Genomic DNA, 18524 nt, shown 5'->3' on the forward strand with positions numbered 1-18524 from the left:
TATCAAAATGAAAAAATATATATTAATCTCTTTATTATTTGCTGGTGCCGCAAATGCACAGCAAATAATGCCCCTTACGGTTGAAAAGATCATGCGTGATCAGAAATGGATCGGTGTAGCCCCTTCCAATTACAGATGGGGAATTGATAATAAAACACTGTTTTTTAACTGGAATCCTGAAAATAGTGAAAAGGACCAGCTTTATAAGATTACAGTCGATGCCGTTAAGCCAGAAAAGACCGATGATAAATCGCTTGAAAAGGCAATGGGAACTACCTATACCTATACAAATGATGGTACGGTAGGTCTGTCAGAAAGATCCGGTGATATTTATCTGTATTACATAAAGACGAAGAAAGAACAGCGCCTAACCAATACCGTTGAACGGGAAAGTAATGCACAATTTTTAAGCAATGGAAATGTTTCATACCAGCGTGGAGATAACCTTTTTCTAATTGATCTGAAAACAAATGAAACAAAGCAGCTTACCAATTTTGTTAAAGGAAAAAGAGCAGGTGCTGCACCAGAAAGACCGAAAGTATCAGAACAAAATACCTGGTTAAAGAATGATCAGATGCAGATGTTCGATGTCCTTAAGAAAAGGGCCAGGCAGGGTGGTGGTCAAGGCGGCGGACAGGGCGGTGGCTCAATGCGTTTTAACCGCTTCAATGCCGGCCCGCCAGAAAAGACCATAAAAGCAATCTACCTGGATGATAAATTTCTAAGTGCTTTAGTCGTTAGCCCGGATGCACGGTTTATCACTTATAAACTGACCACATCGGCTGCTGGCGGACAAAACACCATCGTTCCCAGTTATGTAACGGCTTCAGGCTATACAGAAGATATCCCGGGACGCGCAAAAGTAGGAGAACCCATGTCGGTGTCAGAAAGCTATGTGTATGACAATTTAAAAGATTCAGTATATAAAATCCATACAGAACAAATTCCTGGAATTAAAGATCTGCCAGACTATGTAAAAGACTACCCAAAACAACTGGAAGAACGTAAGAAAAAGAATGAAGACAGATCCGTAAATGTATCCGGCCCCTATTGGAACCAGACAGGTACATCTGCTGTTGTCTTTGTTGATGCAGCAGACAATAAAGATCTGTGGATACTAAAGCTGGATGCTGCAACTGGAAATTTGACCCTGGCAGACCGCCAACGGGATGAAGCCTGGATCGGTGGTCCGGGTATAGGCGGAAGGAGCTTTGGCTGGTTAGATAATAACCAGATCTATTTTCAAAGCGAGGCCACCGGATATTCCCACCTGTATACCCTGAACTTAGCCACTGGTATTAAAAAGCAATTAACATCCGGAAACTGGGAAGTACAGCGGCTGCAGCTGTCAAAAGATAAAAAGACGTTTTATATTACCGCCAATAAGGAACATCCGGGTATAACCCATTTTTATTCCCTTCCTGTAAACGGAGGAACACTTCAGCAAATTACATCCATGAAAGGCGGAAACGAGATCACGCTTTCTCCGGATGAAAAATGGCTGGCCATTAATCATTCCTATATGGATAAACCCTGGGAACTGTATATCCAGGCCAATAAACCGGGCGCTAAGGCCGTACAGGTTACCAATTCGACAAGTGCAGAATTTAATTCCTACAAATGGCGTCAGCCGGATCTGGTTTCTTTTAAGAACCGGTATGGAGCAGATGTCTATGCGCGGGTTTATCCGGCAGCTAAGCCACATCCCAACCGTCCGGCAGTTGTATTTGTACATGGAGCAGGTTACCTGCAGAATGTTCACTATTGGTGGAGCCAGTATTCAAGAGAATACATGTTCAATAACCTCCTTGCAGACAATGGTTATACGGTGATAGATATTGATTACACGGCCAGCTCAGGTTACGGCAGGAACCACCGTACAGGTATTTACAGGCATATGGGAGGGAAAGATCTGACCGATCAGGTTGATGGCGTGAAAATGCTGGTAGAGAAGTACAATGTAGATCCAAAACATGTAGGCCTGTATGGCGGGTCATACGGTGGCTTTATAACCCTGATGGCCTTGTTTAATGAGCCGGATGTATTTGCCAGTGGTGCAGCACTCCGGTCGGTAACAGATTGGGCACACTACAATCATGGATATACAGCCAACATTTTAAATGAACCCTATAATGATGAGATCGCCTATAAGCGCAGCTCCCCAATTTATTTTGCGGACGGCTTGAAAGGCAATTTACTCATGTGCCATGGAATGATAGATGTGAATGTCCATTTTCAGGATATTGTCCGCTTGTCACAACGCTTTATTGAACTCGGAAAGAACAATTGGGAGCTTGCTGTTTATCCGGTTGAAGACCATGGTTTTGTTGAGCCATCCAGCTGGACCGATGAGTATAAGCGGATCTATAAACTGTTTGAAACCACACTGAAAAAATAATAGATAAAAACTAATTATATCAAAAGATGTATAGTTTTTATCTATAGGTCTATCAATATTAAGTATGCTGTATATCCTGAATTTGGTTGCTTTTAAAGCACTATAGCTTTATCTTTGCGCAACGAAAAAATAATTATATGATAAACATAGGTCAACAATTTCCATCATTTACGAAAACAGCTGTTGTAAGCATTGAAAAAGGTAAAGAATTCGAAACTTTAACTTCAGATTCTTTAATTAACGATAACAACCAATGGACCTGCATGTTCTGGTGGCCAAAAGATTTTACTTTTGTATGCCCAACTGAGATTGCAGAATTCAACAGCAATTATAGCGAGTTCCGTGACCGTGATACTACTTTAATCGGTGCTTCTACAGATTCAGAAAACGTTCACCTGGCGTGGAGACACAATCACGATGATTTACGTGGTTTAAAATTTCCAATGCTTGCAGATACGTCTAAATCCTTAGCAGAAGAACTTGACATTTTAGAGCCAAACGAAAAAATCGCTTACCGTGCTACTTTCATCATCGATCCTCAGGGAATCGTTCGCTGGGCAAGTGTTAACGATCTAAGTGTAGGCCGTAACGTTAAAGAAGTTTTAAGAGTACTTGATGCTTTACAAACAGATGAACTTTGTCCTTGTAACTGGGAAAAAGGTGAAGCAACTTTAACGGTATAATTTTACTGTTTTAATTATATAATCCCTGTAAATGCATTTTTGCAGGGATTTTTTATACCCCAAAAAAAGATATCATGAGCGAAATTACAGAAACAATTCAAGAATTACTGGCAACAGTTGGCCTTGATGCAGATTATAGAAATGAGAGTTTATATTTGCTGGAAAAAGGAAACTCCAGATACGTACGTGACCTTAAACTAAACTTTACCAGTACATTTACCTCGTCTCATTTAACGGAAAAAGAATGTGCGCTGGTTGCTTTGAGCATTGCCGTAAACAACAGCAATAAAGTGCTGATCGAATTCTTCGAAAAGCTGGCCTTATCTAAGGAAGCAACCGCTTCAGAAATTGCAGAAGCAGTTGGCTGCGCATCACTGCTTGCACTTAACAATGTATTTTACAGGTTCCGTCATTTTACAGGAAAAGAGAAATACACTCAAATCCCTGCCCGTGTACGCATGCAGATCATGAGCAGCCCTGTAACATCAAAAGAGTTCTTTGAGTTGATGAGCATCGCTGTATCGGCCGTAAACGGATGCGAAATGTGCGTAAATGCACATGAGAATTCTATCCTGGGTCTTGGAGCTACAGAAGAGCGTATTTTTGATGCAGTACGCATTGCATCAATCGTGACCTCCGCAGGAAAAGTGATTTACTAATATTCCGTCACTGCAGAACCCTATAAACTTTGGAATTCGTTATTCCTTAAGGATATAAATCAACAGAAAGAGCCTGCATCATAATGATCAGGCTCTTTCTGTTGATAGTCAATCGCAACCGTTTAACTAAGCTAAGTTCCGGCCGGCGTTCACAATGCCATAGACCGTTCTTATCGCGAGTTTTTCGTACGATTGTTTCTCTTCATCCGTAATTTCGTTCTGAAGCTGTTCTAATGCATAATGCTGGATCAGTACCAAAGGCAATACGATCTTCTCTCTAACGGCAATTGAGCGCTTTTCTACAGGATAATTCTCCATTAAGGTCTCATGGCCTGCCAGCTTTAACAGCATTTTCTTAGAAAGTTCAAATTCATCATATAAGATCTTCCAGAACTGCCCGTATTCCTGATCGTTGATGAAATGCGCGGTAACTGCGAAATCAGCTTTGCTCATAGACATCATGCAGTTATCTATGATCGTTTTGAAATACCCGGATTCCTGGTAGGTTTTAACCACCTTATCCCAGTTGCCGTTCTTGTCCTGGGTGTTCAGGGCCGTTCCAACGCCGTAAAAGCCGGGGATATTTTGTTTCAGCTGACTCCAGGCCGTTACAAAGCTAATTGCTCTCAGATCTTCTAATTTTAAAGCTTCTCCGGAATTTCTTTTAACCGGCCTGCTGCTGATGGTAATTTTAGAAAGCAGGGTAAGCGGAGAAAACTTCTCTAAATAACTTAAAAACAGCGGATGTTTTCTAAGGGCAACAAAAGAATTGTAGCTTTCTTCGGCCATCAAATCCAGAATATTTTTGTGGACCGGATCAAGCAAAATGTTGTGTTTTTCTTTAATACCGGCAGAGATCCCTGCATTGATCAATTGCTCAATATTAAATTCAGCACTGTCAATCGATCCATACTGAGAACTTATCGTTTGTCCCTGAATGGTTAGCTGGATATTCTTATTGGCAATTTCCTTACCCATAGAAGCGTAAAAACGATGTGTCTTACCACCGCCCCTTGAAGGCGGGCCACCACGTCCATCAAAAAAGGCGAGCTGAATGTTGTGCGCATCAGAGGTTTCAGTTAACGCAACCTTCGCATTAAAGATAGACCAGTTCGCCATTAAATAGCCGCCATCTTTAGTGCTGTCTGAGAAACCAAGCATGATGTCTTGTTTATTGCCACGGCTTTCCAGGTGCTTTTTATAAAAAGGATGATTGTAAAGCGTATCCATGATCTTAGAAGCGCCGGCAAGATCATGTACCGTTTCAAACAACGGAACAAAATCGATAGAAAGGTTATCTTCCTCCCAGCCGTTCCATAAGAAAAGTTCAATCAGCTGAAGAATATCACTAGCCTGCTGGCAATTGCTGATAATGAAACGGTGACAGGCCAGTTCACCATTGCTTTGCTGCATCTGTTTAATCTCGGCAATGGTTTGCAGCGTATCTTCCGTTAGCGGGTCAGCAGGATCACTGTAAATTACTTTGGCACTTTTGAAAGATAGGGTATTGATCTTTTCTTCCTCAGACAAGTCTTCATAATTCTCAGGAAATAAAGAAATGATCGGTTTACTCTGTCTGCAGTACGCATGAACATCTCTTAATACACGGCTGTCTTGTCTGATGTCCAGCGAAGCAAAATGACAGCCATAAAGGTTTATCTTCCGGATCAGGTCAGACGCAAGGTCAGAAAACAAACCGTCGTGATTGTCAATCAGCGTCTTTTTTATGGTGTTGAGCTGCTCAACCAGTGCCTCGCAGATATTTTCCATTTCAATGTTCGGGTCAAAAGCATTTTTGTAAAGCACATCCTGTACAATCGCAATTGGATCTTCAACCCCTCTAAATGTAATCCGGCGTTTAAGGTTCCTAAAATCTCTGTAATAACACCTGAACAGGATCTGACGCAGCATCTTGGAAACCTGGATGGTAGATTCCGCATGTACATTTGGATTCCCGTCACGGTCACCACCCGGCCAAAAGCCAAGTTCAATGATCTTTCTGGATTCCAGGTTGTAGTCATTTAAGCTTCTGTCAACCTCAGACTGGATGTTTGCAGCAGCAAAGTAAAATACATTTTCAAGATACCAGGCTAAACTTAGCGCTTCATCAACAGGCGTTGGCGATTTCTTGTTAAAAAATGGCGTTTTCCCCAATTGCTGAAGCAGCAAATGGATGGTAGAAATATCATTGATCCGGATCGCTGCGGTCAGGTCTGTAATGATCGACAAAACACTGCCGGGATAAAACTGGGTAGGGTGGGCGGTAAGTACCAAACGCAGTGAAAAGTCTTCGATCAGTTTTTCGATCTTTGTATTCAACTCCGGATTATCGACCCCTTTTTTAAGATAAGACAACAACGCATTGTGTTCATCAGCAGCGTTTAATTTATTGAAAGAAGCATCCTCAACAGCATCAAACAAAACCACCTGGCGCTCAATATATTGAATAAATCTAAAAAGAAGATCGATGATGTCCTTATTCGAATTGTTTTGGGTGTATTTCTTAAAAAAGGCATTAATGATGTGGTTGGGTGTATCCTGATTGTGTACACCATCCTCACAGTACTTAATAAATAATGGCAATAGTGTACCAGTGTCCTTTATTTTATAAAAAGGGAGGGTAAGAAAAAGACTGTTATACAGCTCAAATCTTGAGACCACCTCGTTATTAAATATGGATTCTCTCTGTCCTTTTGCGCGTAGTTTCTGCATCATATTTAAAGGGTATTTTTTCGCGCTTAAGCTACCAAAAAGGATTTAAAAAAAAGACACCCGTCTTTTATTAATTTTTTTGATTTTTTTACAAAAAAATTCTATCTTAGTTCCATAGAGGTTAAACAAATCCTTTTAAACTTATGTGCGGATTTGAGTGCGGAAACGCAATAAATCAGGCAATTAATTGTTAATTTTTTGGGACGAAAAAGCCGGTTAGAATTCTAACCGGCTTTTTTGTTTAATGCAGGTCCGCCGGGACCTGAACATTCTTCTTAAATTTTTGAAGATATAGTAATGGGATGGAGCACAACAGGATCAGTCCTGCTACCCAGTAAGCATCACTGTAGGTTAACAATAACGATTGTTTGGTCACCGTTCCTTCAATGGCTTTGGTCGCCAATATCTTTGCATCCAGGTAGGAGTAGCCTTTAGACATGAAATTCTTGATAAATGCATTAAAGCGTTCCGTAAATGCCGGATTGTACTCGTTGATGTTTACCAGCAGGCTGCTGCGGTGAAAACCCTGACGAACATGGATCAGCGTGGTTAAGGCCGCAATACCAAATGATCCGCCCAGCTGACGCATCATATTGTTTAAGCCAGAACCCTGGCCAATCTCAGCACCTTTTAAGTCTTGAATGGCCAGTGTGGTTAGCGGAACAAACAATAAAGCCATACCAACTCCTCTAATCATCAATGGCATGAAGAAATCATCTCTTCCGGATTGTAGTGTTGAGTTGCTCAACATGGTACAAAACACAAAGAATAAGAACATGCCTATGGTTGCCATAAACTGGGCAGGAATATTTTTCTTCAGCATAATCCCTATAAATGGCATCATCACAATGGTACATAATCCTCCCGGAAACAAGAGTTCCCCCGTTTGAAGCGCTGAAAATCCAAGCAGGTTCTGACAAAATATAGGGAATACGAATACAGAACCATACAAACCAAATCCTAAAATAAACGAAGTGAACATACCGACAGAAAAACTCCGGTGTCTCATGATCTTAAAGTTTACGATGGGATGGTCTGTACTCATTTCTCTCCAGATAAATAACAGCAAACCCAGAACAGATGCTACTGCCAAAGCAGTGATGTAAGGTGTAGCAAACCAGTCTTCGCTTTCTCCTTTTTCCAGTAAGGTCTGCAAACTTCCAACAGCGATCGCCAGTAAAGCAATACCCCACCAGTCTACCGGCATCCCTTTTCCATCTTTTGGCGTCTCCTTAACAAACATATACGTACAGTAGGCCGCGAGGATCCCGACGGGAATATTCACATAGAATATCAAAGGCCATGAACTGATCTCCAGCAGATAACCGCCAATTGTTGGTCCAACCGTGGGGCCAACTACAGCACCCAGGCCAAACAAAGCGGTGGCAATACCTACATCTTCACGTGGCCAGGTTTCTATTAAGATGGCCTGTGCCGTTGAGATCAATCCGCCACCGGCCAATCCCTGCAGAATCCTGAATGCGATCAGTTCTTCCAAATTGGTTGCATTACCACATAAAAAAGAGGCAATGGTAAACAGAACGATAGAGAAGAGAAAATAGTTTTTTCGTCCAAAACGACTCCCCAGCCAGCCAGACATGGGCAGGATGATCACATTGGCAACCGCATAACCGGTAGATAGCCAGGCCACATCCTCCAGGGTTGCACCTAAGTTACCTTGTATCTGGGGTATGGCAACGTTTACAATCGTGGTATCAATCAACTCCAGTAAAGAAGCTGTGATCACTGTAAACGTGATTACCCACTTTTTTAAACCTTTCTCGGCCATTTTTTTAGTCTTTTATAGAAACAGAAACTTTAACACTCATTCCGGGGCGTAATTTTGCCAGGATATCTATAGGTGCTTTAGTAATTTTTATTTTAACGGGAACCCGCTGAATAACCTTAACAAAGTTACCGGTTGCGTTATCAGGTGGCAGCAATGATCCTTTTGCGCCGGTTATAGGTGCAAAATTGTAAACGGCTCCCTCAATGTCCGCATCAGGATACGCATCTACTTCAATCTTCACCTTTAAACCGGGATTGATCTCTTCCAGCTGGGTTTCTTTAAAGTTCGCAGTTACATAAATGCTGTTTTCATTTACAACAGAGAAAAGAGACTGACCAGCCTGTACCAGCTGACCCTTTTGGACATTCTTTTTGGAAACGATGCCTGCTGCAGGGGCTTTGATATTTGTATAAGAAAGCTGAAGTTTAGCGAAATCTACGTCAGACTGGCGCTGTGATACGCCATTGTTGCTTACAGCCAGCTGAGACTGTGAGGTGCCTACCTGTTTAACTGCAGCTACATATTGATCGTTGGCAGCAGTAAAAGCGGCCTGGGCAGATTCTTTTTGTGCTTTAGCCTGATCAAATTGCTGCTGGGTAATGGAGCCGTCCTTTACCAGGTTTGCATAGCGTTCGTAATCTTTCTGGGCAAGGTTTAATTGCACCCTTGCCGCTTCAATATTTGCTTTGGCTGTACTGGTATTGGCTGATGTAGCTGCAATCTGCGATTCAGAAACACCAACGCCGGCACTGGCACCTTTTTGTCCGGCCATTGCTTGTTCCAGTTTCACCTTGTAATCGCTGTCATCCAGTTTCACCAGGATATCCCCTTCGTTAACTTTTGTGTTCTCCTCAAATCCAATCTCTTGAACATAACCGCCAACACGGGCAACAACCGGGCTAATGTCGCCATCAATCTGTGCATCATCTGTATCAACATGTTTAGTATAATAGATGTATTCTTTAGTACCAAATATGGCTCCTAGTACGATCAATACCCCTAGTATGATCGGTATAACTTTATTTTTGTTTTTCTTTTCGGTTGTCATTACTGTAGTTGTTATGGTGTTTTATTGGGATATTTTTCCAGTTGATTTTAATAAGGTATAATAAGCCAGTCCGGCATCGGCTTTTGCAAGCTCTAAGTTAATTTTGGCCTGGTACAATAACGTTTCTGCATCAATCCTATCAATTGCAGAAGCCACATTGTTTTTATATTTTGAAGCTAAAAGGTTGTCGTTTTCAGTGGCCTGGGCAATAGATGTTTCCAGTATCCTGATCTTGCTGGTTGCCAGCTGGTAATCCTGGTAGTTTTTGTTGATCTCTGTTTTAACCTGATCAGAGAAGATATCTTTCTGGATCACCACATTTTTTTGCTGAATGCGGGCATCGGTTACCTTATTTTTATTGGTCCATAAAGTACCAATGTTCCAGGATATGTTGGCGCCCAGGGTCATCGGAACAATGTATTGTTCGGCCGGGGGTATAAATTTACCGCTGGGATTAATATAATACAGGTTGGCACCTACACCAACGGTTGGCCGGGTGTTAGCCTGTATAGATTTAATATTTACATCGGCCACCTTATTTTGAAGATCAAGCTGTCTCAGTTCCTGGCGGTTGCCAAAGGCCATTTCAATATAGCTGTTTAGCGGGGCAGCTGGTTTTAAATCATTCGAAGGGTCCGTAATTTCAATCTCGGTATTTTCATCAAGCCCCAGTAAAATGTCCAGGTTATAATTGATGATCTTCCGGTTGCTTTCAATTTCCATTTCTGTTAAGGATATATTGGCCTGCTGTAACTGAAATCTCAATACATCATTTTTGGTAACCACTCCCTGGTCAAAGAAACGTTGAGATTGTTTTAATTGTCCGGCAATTGATTCCAGATTTTGCGCAACAACCTTCTTGCTTTGCAGAACTTTAAAAAGATTATAGTAAGTGCTGATTACAGCGTAACTTATTTCCTCTTTGCTTTTGTCTGCGTCAAGGCGGGCAACCTCCGTTAATAAACGGGTTGATTCTTCTGCATACTTGAGTTTGCCGCCACCATATACCAGCTCTTCAACAGCAGCAGTACCTACAAAGGCATTTGCACGCTTAGGCAGGTTAATTGGATCAGCGCCGCCAATGGTTAATTTATTGGTTGGGATCTGGGCATGGTTATATAAAAAAGAGGCGCTGGCAGTTGGCAGCGCATTGTCTTTAACAATGGCCAGCTGCTGAACAGCTTCGTCGATCTTATTTTGTGAAAGTTTGAGGTTCTTGCTATTTGCGATGCCCAAATCTAAAGCCTCCTGTAAACTTATTTTTCTAACATTTTGGGCATACAGCATTCCCGGAAGCAGTAAGGCCAAAAAACTTAATTTAATTGGTTTTTGTATCATTTTTGGGTGTTAAATAAATTGTAATCAGATCTTTTAAGTGTTTGATCAGTCGATCTGTAATGATTTTCCTGTCCTCCGTATTGTTAATGTCCAGATTAGTGCCTGATGTAATTTTTGAAGGCGATATAGCCACATAGCTAATGGTTCCCATTAAGGTTGCAATAAGCATTCTTACATCAACTTGTCTAAAGCTGCCATCTTTAATACCATCATTAATGATTTGTTCAATAACCAATCTGTTTTCGGCCATAGAATTCTTTATCCTGACAAACATTTCTGGCCGTTGTGTCAACGACAGCTCTCTGTGCATCATTTTATGAAACGCATGATTTTCAAGAATCCTCCCGGTGTAGTCTTCAACAACCTTAAGCAGCTTTTCCATTCCCGATAAATTATCGTTGCTAATGCTGGTTAATTGTTCTTTAAAGCCCTCAATCCTTCCGTCCATAACTTCCATGAATACACCTTCCTTAGAGCCAAAGTAGTAATTGATCATTGCCATATTTGCACCCGCTTCTTTTGCAATTTGACGGGTAGAGGTACCCTCATAGCCCAATTCACAGAAAAGTTTTTCTGCGGCTTCCAGGATACTCGATCTTTTATCTGTCTTTTCCATTTCTTTAGAGTGCCCAAAATTAATCAATCGATTGATTAATTCAGACATTTTAATAAAGTTCTCTAATAATTGACTAAATTCTGACTTTTGGATAAACCTTTTTTATTCATTCCTGTTCAGTTTTTATCTACTTATAAAAACAACAATTATGAAAGCAGCAGTATTTCACAAACCAGGGGATATTAGTTATGATACCGTAGCTGACCCCCGTATTGAACAACCTGGAGATGTTATCTTACGGGTTACCTCAACCGCAATCTGCGGATCAGACCTTCACATTCTCAGCGGAGCTGTTCCGCAAACCACTGACATGATCATGGGACATGAATTTATGGGGATTGTTGAGGAGGTTGGCGCTGAGGTAAAGAATCTTAAAAGAGGAGACCGTGTTATTGTTCCGTTTCCAATAGCATGCGGGCAGTGTTTTTTCTGTAATCACGGTGCATCTCCAAGCTGTGAAAACTCTAATTACAAGCACTACGGTCCCAATGGGGATATGATGGATCAAAAAGGGGCCGCATTATTTGGATATACAGATTTATATGGAGGTTATTCCGGTGGACAAGCTGAGTACGTTAGAGTACCCTATGCTGACATTAGCCCGAGGATTATTCCGGATAACCTAACCGATGAACAGGCCCTTTTTTTAACCGATATATTTCCAACAGGATGGTCGGGCATAGATTGGGCACAGCTTAAAGGAGGTGAAGTGGTTGCCATTTTTGGATCAGGTCCAGTTGGCCTGATGGCTCAAAAGGCGGCATGGATCAATGGAGCAAGCCGGGTGATCGCGATTGATCCGCTCGATTACCGCTTAGAAAAAGCACGTGCCGTAAATAATGTGGATACGTTGAATCCTCATAAGGTAGATGTCGTGGAGGCAATCCGGGAAATGACTGGAGGAAGAGGTGCAGATGTATGCGTGGATGCTGTCGGATTTGAGCCCGAGCGTAATTTTATGGATAAGGTTAAGCAACCATAAATTTTGAAAAGGGAAGTATAAAGGTTCTTGAAATGTGCTTTGAAGCAGTTAGAAGAAGCGGAACGGTATCTATATTGGGTGTATATGGCAGCCCATACGATAATTTCCCGCTGTTCCGGATCTTTGATAAGGGAATAACGATAAAACAGGGACAAGCCCCTGTATTGAATTATATCGATCACCTGATTGAACTGGTTAAAACGGAAAAGGTTGTTCTTGATGATATCATTACGCACAGCTTGCCGCTTAGCGAAGTAAGTCACGCCTACAAGATCTTTGACGAAAAAGAAGATGATTGTGTTAAAGTTGTTTTAAAACCATAATAATTATTGATATGGAAAATTCTAAGAAATATGCGCTCATAACCGGCGCAACCAGCGGAATTGGTTATGAACTGGCAAAACTCTTTGCACGGGATGGATATAACCTGGTTATTGTTGCACGCAACCAGCGGGAACTGGATAGCAAAGCGGAAGAGTTCAAAGAAAACGGAATAGAAGTAATATCAATTGCAAAGGACCTGTTTGAAAGAGATGAAGCTTTTTCATTATACGACGAAGTTAAAGATTTGGGAATTACAATCGATGTACTTGTAAATGATGCAGGTCAGGGAGTATATGGTGAATTTAAGGATACAGATATTGATCGGGAACTGGCAATAATTGATCTCAACATTTCTTCATTGGTGATCTTAACCAAGAGCTTTTTAAATGATATGATAGCCAGAAACTCAGGTAAAATATTAAACCTGGCCTCTATAGCCAGCAAAGCTCCGGGTCCATGGCAATCTGTTTATCATGGCACTAAGGCATTCGTGCTTTCCTTTACAGAAGCGATCCGCGAGGAACTAAAAGATTATGACATCACCATCACAGCCCTTATGCCTGGAGTTACAGATACCGACTTTTTCAATAAAGCAGATATGCTGGATAGTAAGGCTGTACAGGATAAGGATGCGATGGCTGATCCGGCTCATGTAGCAAAGGATGGATATGATGCGCTAATGGCAGGAAAGGATAAAGTGATCTCCGGATTTAAAAACAAAGTTCAGGTAGGCATGAGTAATTTAATGCCAGACAGCACAGTGGCCCATACGATGTATGAGCAGCAAAAGCCGAAAGAAGAATAGGTCTATGTACAGATTTTCTACCGGTAGAATAAGGTAAGCGTCCGGATAGCGTTAAGGTCATCTCCTCACACAATACACGTCTCATTCACTCCTTCTTCACAAAAAGGTACCTTTTTGTGAACTAAATGTGAACAAGGTGTGAAGGAGACGTGAATGAGACCGCTTCTCAGCCTTAACACTATCACTACGCAACCCTTGCCGCGCCTTTTTCCTGAATTCGCTTTACAGGGTGTCTTATTACAGAATTACTTCTGGTTTTCTAACCATTTTCGCTCAATGACATAAGAGAGGATCAGACCGATTCCACCAAAGATCCCAATGAATCCAAAATAGATCGCAGTGCTTTCACCGTGTCTAAAGGAATGATGTCTGTTTGACAGATCCAGGCTATTTTCTACGATCATATCTGTGAATAATGCAATGATCAAACCCAGGCCTATTCCAACCAGCAAAAGACCAAACTTTAAACTTAAAAAAGGTTTGGGTGCACTTGGCAATACTTTTCTGATCCCGGGGTCTATTCCGCGTTCAATCATTGCCATTTTTTCTTTGTTTGACATATACCTGATGCCAAAAACCAATGCAGCTGTACAGATAAAGAATGAGATTAATATTAGTGGGGCTTCCATTTTATTTAATTTTAAATTTCTAATTAACAATTATAGAACTGGTGTTCTGTAGGCTATGACGACATCCCGTTTAATCAGGTTACAGGCAATCGTAAATAATCAACATTCTTTTCTATATCCAGTCTTGAGTAACGGACAAACTTGTAAAGTAAAATCTGAATAAGACACGATAAGGATTACTTTTGCATAAAACCAAAGATTATGAGCTGGATCATTTTAATTATCGCCGGGATGTTTGAGGTAGGTTTTACAACCTGTTTAAAGCTTTCCAATAATTTCTCTAACCTAAAGTGGACTTTAGGTTTTGCGGTTTGTATTGGATTAAGCTTTTACTTTTTAAATAAGGCTACGCAAACCTTACCAATGGGCACAGCCTATGCAGTCTGGACAGGAATTGGAGCCGTAGGTACCGTAATTGTTGGAATCCTGTATTTTGATGAACCGGCAAACTTCTGGAGGATCTTTTTTATTGTAACCCTGATCGGATCCATCCTCGGACTAAAATTCTTTGCAGGTGAGCATTAATTTGTAGCATGCTGTAACCTGCAGGATAGAACGTACGTCATAACATCATATGCAGCAAAGGCAAACGGATCAAGACCTGATCATACAAATTCTGGAGGGTAATACCACGGCTTATGCCGAGCTGGTAAAACGCCACCAGCGCTTTGTATTTACTTTGGCCCTTCGTTTTGCAAAAAATAGGGAAGATGCAGAAGAAATTGCACAGGATTGTTTTGTGAAAGCATACCGCGCATTGGGTACATTTAAGCAAACCTCAAAATTCTCTACCTGGTTGTATACCATTGTTTATACTACATCAATGTCCTTCTTGCGTAAAAACCGATTGGATACCTTATCTTTAAATGATGAAGAGAATGGTATTCATCTGGAAAGTCAAATCTCTCCTTTAAATGCAGATCTGGCTGAAAAGAGATCCACAAATGCTTACCTTAATCAGGCAATCGCGATGCTTTTACCGGATGATGCAACAATTATAGCATTGTTCTATATGGGAGAGCAAAGCCTGGAAGAAATTGCGCAGGTATTAAATATGGAGGCCAATACGGTTAAAGTTAAGCTGCACCGGTCCAGGTTACGCCTCAAAGAGAAATTGGTATTTTTGTTAAAAGATGAAGTAAAGGAGCTATTATGAAAATTACAGACGATGAATTAACGCAGCTGTTAAAGGGAATGGAACTTGAAGAGCCTTCTATGTCCTTCACCCGCAATATCATGGAGCAGGTAAAATTAGAAATACCTCCGGTTTCATTAAAGACAAAGGTTGATTACAAAGTTATCTACGGTATTGCTGCAGTATTTCTGACTGCAATTATTGGCATTTTTATTTATGCCCTGGCAAATGCCGACTTCAACTATGCCTTACCAAAAATGGATCTGCAGGTAAATATCCAAACCGAAAAGATACTAACATCAACAGCTTTGAAGGCGTTCTTGTTTGTCGACCTTGTAATTGCATTAATCTATCTGGATAGTTTTTTAAGAAGAAAAAAAACTGAAAAAGCTTAATATTACTTAATCGTAACCGGAAGTTCAACCGCCGTAAGATCCCAGGCAATGACCAGGTTAGCTGTTTTTTCCTGAGGGGCAGTAAATGTGATGGATAAAAACTCAACAGGCTTAGCCATCGTTTTTACCGGAACATCAACCCGCACAACATCTTTAGCTTCATTATAGGTATAAGCACCCCATCTGTCGGTCTGTTTGTTGATGATCAGGCTCCAGGTGTCTTTATTTGGGATCGCAAACAGGCTGTAAGTGCCTGCTTTAATACTTTTCCCACCAATAACTACCGGCTTAAAGAACTTTATTTCAGTAGATTCGTTTGCACCAACACGCCAGACTTTTCCAAATTGCTCCAGTACACCAAATACCTCACGGCCCTTTTTAGCCGGACGGGAGTATACCACTTTAATTAATGGAGAAGAATCGTCCTTCGCTTTTGCTGCATTTAAAGGGTAATAAACAATGTCTGCGGGACTGGAGTCCGGGGCAGCAAATTTTGCATCCTGGGCATTTGCAACAATAGAAAATGTTGCAAACAAAGCACATACTACCAATCTTTTCATAGCGTATTGTAAGAGGTGAAAAAAGAAAGCCCCAGTTTAGTACTGACGGCCTTTTACGATTGAATTTAAGAAGATCGCTCCAAAAATAAATCCAAGGATTCCGCCTAAAATCGACCAGCCAAAACTTCCGGAGATAACTGCTGCCGTTAAAGCGCCAAAGAACAGGCCTAAAACATAATATACCCAGTCAAAGCTGTTTTTGTTTTCTTGTGTAGTCATTGTAATTATACTTTGCGCCAAAGATATTGATTTATTTTATTTATCCCCAATTGTTGATCGTACAAATTATAGCCCTAAGGCTTATTTATAACCGCTACAGTTAACCTGCTGATGCAATTTAGCTTACCAGCATCGGTATAGATCTTAATTTCCCAAACATGGGTTTTTGCACCAATATGCAGCGGCTTGCAAATACCTGTAACCCGGCCGCCTTTTACTGGTCGTAAATGATTTGCATTTACTTCAAGCCCAACAGCAACATACTTTTCAGGGTCAATACACATATAAGACGCAACGCTTCCAAGGGTTTCCGCTAAAACGACAGAAGCTCCGCCATGCAAAATCCCGGCAGGCTGGTGTGTCCGTTCATCAACCGGCATGGTTGCCGTTAAAGAATCTGTTCCAACCTCAGTAAATTGGATGTCAAGCAATGCACCAAGATGGTTTTTGGGGCGGTCATTGAGCATCTCCGCTGTAAAAACAGAAAACCAGGTCATAAATATCTTTCTTTAATGATTTGAGTGTGGTGGATCAGATGTCCGGCAATAACAAATACCAGGGCCCTAACGGATATTTTCCTTCCGGATGCAATGCCGCTTCTATCGAGTTCTTCCTCTTTTAGGGATCTGAACAGGTACAAGTTGGCTTTTCTTAATAGCGCAAACTCTTCAGAGAAACTATACATACTGCGTTCAGAGAAATGTGCCGCAGCAACATAATCGTCTTCTTCAAAACCGGGAAGCTCTTGTTCTTCAGCACGGGCAAAACAGGTAAGCCGGTATACCAGAATTCGTTCCGTATCGATGATATGGCCAATTAACTCTTTGAGGGTCCATTTACCGGGAGCATACGCATAATCCCCCTTTTCTGTTAAACTGTTTATAAACTCAGCAAATTCAGTGGCCTGCCGTTCCAGCAGATCAAGAATGTCCCCGTCAATAAGGTCAATGAGCTTAATGTACGTTTCTCCCCATGCAGGATATTCATTAGTTTGAGGTCGGTTCATAAGTAATGCTGCTTTTTAAGATGATACGAAATGTAGTTCCTTTACCAAGTTCTGAATCTTTAACAAAGATCTGTCCGCTATGGTAATTTTCGATGATCCGTTTGGTTAAGGACAATCCAAGTCCCCATCCCCGCTTACGGGTCGTATAGCCAGGTTGGAAAACAGCATCGAACTTAGAGCGTGCAATTCCTTTACCGGTATCAGAAACATCAATAAAAACTTCTTCTTTGGTTAGGTTCTCAATAATATTTACGGTAATACTACCTTCATTTTCAATCGCATTTGCTGCATTTTTAAGCAGATTCTCTGTAACCCAGTCAAATAAAGGCACATTGAGCAATGCACGTACCTGGTCGTCACCGGTAATGGTAAAAATTACCTTGTCAGAAGTGCGCAGTTTAAAGTAATCAATAAAGTCTGAGATCACGGTATATACCACATGATCTTCTAAGATCGGTTTAGACCCTATTTTAGAAAAACGGTCAGTAATGACTTCCAGGCGTTTAATGTCATTTTCCATCTCTGCAATCAGCGGATCATCTTCGGCATCAAAGCGCGATTTCATCAGTTCTACCCAGGCCATGAGTGAAGATATTGGAGTACCCAGCTGGTGGGCGGTTTCTTTGGCCATACCAACCCATACCTGGTCTTGCTCAGCCTTACGTGCAGAACTGAAAGCAACATAGGCCGTTAACAGGAATAATGCAATTACGCCAAGCTGAATGTATGGAAAGTACCGGAGCTGCGTTAATGTCGGCGAATCTTTATAGTAAATGTTCCAGCGTGTTCCATTCAGGCCAATGATCGGCGTAGGCGGATGCTGCTTTTTCATTTTTCGTAATTCTTTAGCAAAGTATTCCGGATCGTAATTTACATTGACCTTTTTTTCAACATCATAATTGGTCTTTGTGGTATCCAGGCCTTGATAGCTGAGTATAACCCCGCCAGAGTCTGTCATGATTACGGGAAGCTTGTTATTGGTTCGGATCAGGTCTATTAATCCGGTATAATTATCGTCGTCATACATGATAAAGGACTGCTCTGTAACCCGAACATAAAGCTGGAACTGGACCTGTTCTTCACGCTCCATCTTTTTAACGAATGAATCGCTGTAAAACACAGAGGCTGTACCTATAATGATGGCAAATACCAGTAAAAAGAATTTCCAGCGGCGTTTTTTTTCGTATGGATTCATAAATCTGAAGGCAAATTACAAAATAGCATTC

20 protein-coding genes are annotated in these 18524 nt (G+C 41.2%); 9 read left to right on the forward strand and 11 right to left on the reverse strand.

The genetic code is table 11. From position 1 onward, the window contains the following. The first annotated feature begins 7 nt into the window (after positions 1 to 7). The 3 genes from ATK78_RS08555 to ATK78_RS08565 all read left to right on the forward strand — a co-directional run bounded on the left by ATK78_RS08555 (position 8) and on the right by ATK78_RS08565 (position 3740). Positions 8 to 2398 carry a S9 family peptidase gene (locus ATK78_RS08555; RefSeq protein ID WP_133575672.1) on the forward strand — a complete coding sequence of 797 codons (2391 nt, stop codon included), beginning with the start codon at positions 8 to 10 and terminating at the stop codon, positions 2396 to 2398. Positions 2399 to 2535: 137 nt separating this feature from the next. Then, positions 2536 to 3081 (forward strand): peroxiredoxin, encoded by a 546-nt coding sequence (locus ATK78_RS08560; protein WP_133575673.1) that lies wholly within the window; start codon positions 2536 to 2538, stop codon positions 3079 to 3081. 74 nt (positions 3082 to 3155) lie between these two features. Then, entirely contained in the window at positions 3156 to 3740 is a 585-nt protein-coding gene (locus tag ATK78_RS08565; RefSeq protein WP_133575674.1) for a carboxymuconolactone decarboxylase family protein, read from the forward strand. 126 nt (positions 3741 to 3866) lie between these two features. Here the strand turns inward: ATK78_RS08565 and ATK78_RS08570 are convergent, their stop codons facing one another. From ATK78_RS08570 to ATK78_RS08590, 5 genes are all read right to left on the reverse strand, one after another. Then, complete coding sequence (locus tag ATK78_RS08570; RefSeq protein WP_133575675.1) at positions 3867 to 6455, reverse strand: phosphoenolpyruvate carboxylase; 2589 nt, start codon at positions 6453 to 6455, stop codon at positions 3867 to 3869. 238 nt (positions 6456 to 6693) lie between these two features. Then, positions 6694 to 8241 carry a DHA2 family efflux MFS transporter permease subunit gene (locus ATK78_RS08575; RefSeq protein ID WP_133575676.1) on the reverse strand — a complete coding sequence of 516 codons (1548 nt, stop codon included), beginning with the start codon at positions 8239 to 8241 and terminating at the stop codon, positions 6694 to 6696. A gap of 4 nt (positions 8242 to 8245) precedes the next feature. Further along, entirely contained in the window at positions 8246 to 9289 is a 1044-nt protein-coding gene (locus tag ATK78_RS08580) for an HlyD family secretion protein (protein WP_133575677.1), read from the reverse strand. A gap of 21 nt (positions 9290 to 9310) precedes the next feature. Next, positions 9311 to 10627, reverse strand: a complete 1317-nt coding sequence (locus ATK78_RS08585) for a TolC family protein (RefSeq protein WP_133575678.1) — start codon at positions 10625 to 10627, stop codon at positions 9311 to 9313. Continuing rightward, on the reverse strand, positions 10608 to 11243 hold the full coding sequence (locus ATK78_RS08590) for a TetR/AcrR family transcriptional regulator (RefSeq protein ID WP_133575679.1): 636 nt from the start codon (positions 11241 to 11243) through the stop codon (positions 10608 to 10610). The genes ATK78_RS08585 and ATK78_RS08590 overlap by 20 nt, the downstream gene beginning before the upstream one ends. A gap of 148 nt (positions 11244 to 11391) precedes the next feature. Here ATK78_RS08590 and ATK78_RS08595 point away from each other — a divergent pair, with 148 nt between their 5' ends. Genes ATK78_RS08595 through ATK78_RS08600 form a run of 3 tightly spaced genes read left to right on the forward strand, consistent with a single transcriptional unit; the run spans position 11392 to position 13354 of the window. Then, entirely contained in the window at positions 11392 to 12225 is an 834-nt protein-coding gene (locus tag ATK78_RS08595; protein ID WP_243732483.1) for an alcohol dehydrogenase catalytic domain-containing protein, read from the forward strand. 32 nt (positions 12226 to 12257) lie between these two features. After that, positions 12258 to 12548 carry an MDR/zinc-dependent alcohol dehydrogenase-like family protein gene (locus ATK78_RS23000; protein WP_243732484.1) on the forward strand — a complete coding sequence of 97 codons (291 nt, stop codon included), beginning with the start codon at positions 12258 to 12260 and terminating at the stop codon, positions 12546 to 12548. 11 nt (positions 12549 to 12559) lie between these two features. Continuing rightward, on the forward strand, positions 12560 to 13354 hold the full coding sequence (locus ATK78_RS08600) for an SDR family NAD(P)-dependent oxidoreductase (protein WP_133575680.1): 795 nt from the start codon (positions 12560 to 12562) through the stop codon (positions 13352 to 13354). A gap of 245 nt (positions 13355 to 13599) precedes the next feature. Here ATK78_RS08600 and ATK78_RS08605 read toward each other — a convergent pair whose 3' ends face one another. Then, a complete protein-coding gene (locus tag ATK78_RS08605) occupies positions 13600 to 13983 on the reverse strand; it encodes a DUF6249 domain-containing protein (RefSeq protein WP_133575681.1) in 384 nt (127 codons plus the stop codon). A 201-nt stretch (positions 13984 to 14184) separates the two neighbouring features. Between ATK78_RS08605 and ATK78_RS08610 the strand changes: the two genes are divergently transcribed. The 3 genes from ATK78_RS08610 to ATK78_RS08620 are packed head-to-tail and all read left to right on the forward strand — an operon-like array spanning position 14185 to position 15513. Next, on the forward strand, positions 14185 to 14508 hold the full coding sequence (locus ATK78_RS08610; protein ID WP_133575682.1) for a DMT family transporter: 324 nt from the start codon (positions 14185 to 14187) through the stop codon (positions 14506 to 14508). Between the two features lie 49 nt (positions 14509 to 14557). Next, complete coding sequence (locus tag ATK78_RS08615) at positions 14558 to 15139, forward strand: RNA polymerase sigma factor (protein WP_133575683.1); 582 nt, start codon at positions 14558 to 14560, stop codon at positions 15137 to 15139. Further along, positions 15136 to 15513 (forward strand): hypothetical protein, encoded by a 378-nt coding sequence (locus tag ATK78_RS08620; protein WP_133575684.1) that lies wholly within the window; start codon positions 15136 to 15138, stop codon positions 15511 to 15513. The genes ATK78_RS08615 and ATK78_RS08620 overlap by 4 nt, the downstream gene beginning before the upstream one ends. A gap of 2 nt (positions 15514 to 15515) precedes the next feature. Here ATK78_RS08620 and ATK78_RS08625 read toward each other — a convergent pair whose 3' ends face one another. From ATK78_RS08625 to ATK78_RS08645, 5 genes are all read right to left on the reverse strand, one after another. Continuing rightward, positions 15516 to 16073 (reverse strand): DUF2911 domain-containing protein, encoded by a 558-nt coding sequence (locus ATK78_RS08625; RefSeq protein WP_133575685.1) that lies wholly within the window; start codon positions 16071 to 16073, stop codon positions 15516 to 15518. A gap of 36 nt (positions 16074 to 16109) precedes the next feature. Continuing rightward, positions 16110 to 16292, reverse strand: a complete 183-nt coding sequence (locus tag ATK78_RS08630) for a hypothetical protein (RefSeq protein WP_133575686.1) — start codon at positions 16290 to 16292, stop codon at positions 16110 to 16112. 74 nt (positions 16293 to 16366) lie between these two features. Next, complete coding sequence (locus ATK78_RS08635) at positions 16367 to 16789, reverse strand: hotdog fold thioesterase (RefSeq protein WP_133575687.1); 423 nt, start codon at positions 16787 to 16789, stop codon at positions 16367 to 16369. Then, a complete protein-coding gene (locus ATK78_RS08640) occupies positions 16786 to 17298 on the reverse strand; it encodes a DinB family protein (protein WP_133575688.1) in 513 nt (170 codons plus the stop codon). Before ATK78_RS08640 ends, ATK78_RS08635 begins: the two co-directional genes overlap by 4 nt. Further along, entirely contained in the window at positions 17279 to 18493 is a 1215-nt protein-coding gene (locus tag ATK78_RS08645) for a sensor histidine kinase (RefSeq protein WP_133575689.1), read from the reverse strand. Before ATK78_RS08645 ends, ATK78_RS08640 begins: the two co-directional genes overlap by 20 nt. Between the last annotated feature and the right edge of the window lie 31 nt (positions 18494 to 18524).

It is taken from the genome of Pedobacter metabolipauper (assembly GCF_004362715.1).
In the GTDB taxonomy this organism is placed as follows: Bacteria; Bacteroidota; Bacteroidia; order Sphingobacteriales; family Sphingobacteriaceae; genus Pedobacter; species Pedobacter metabolipauper.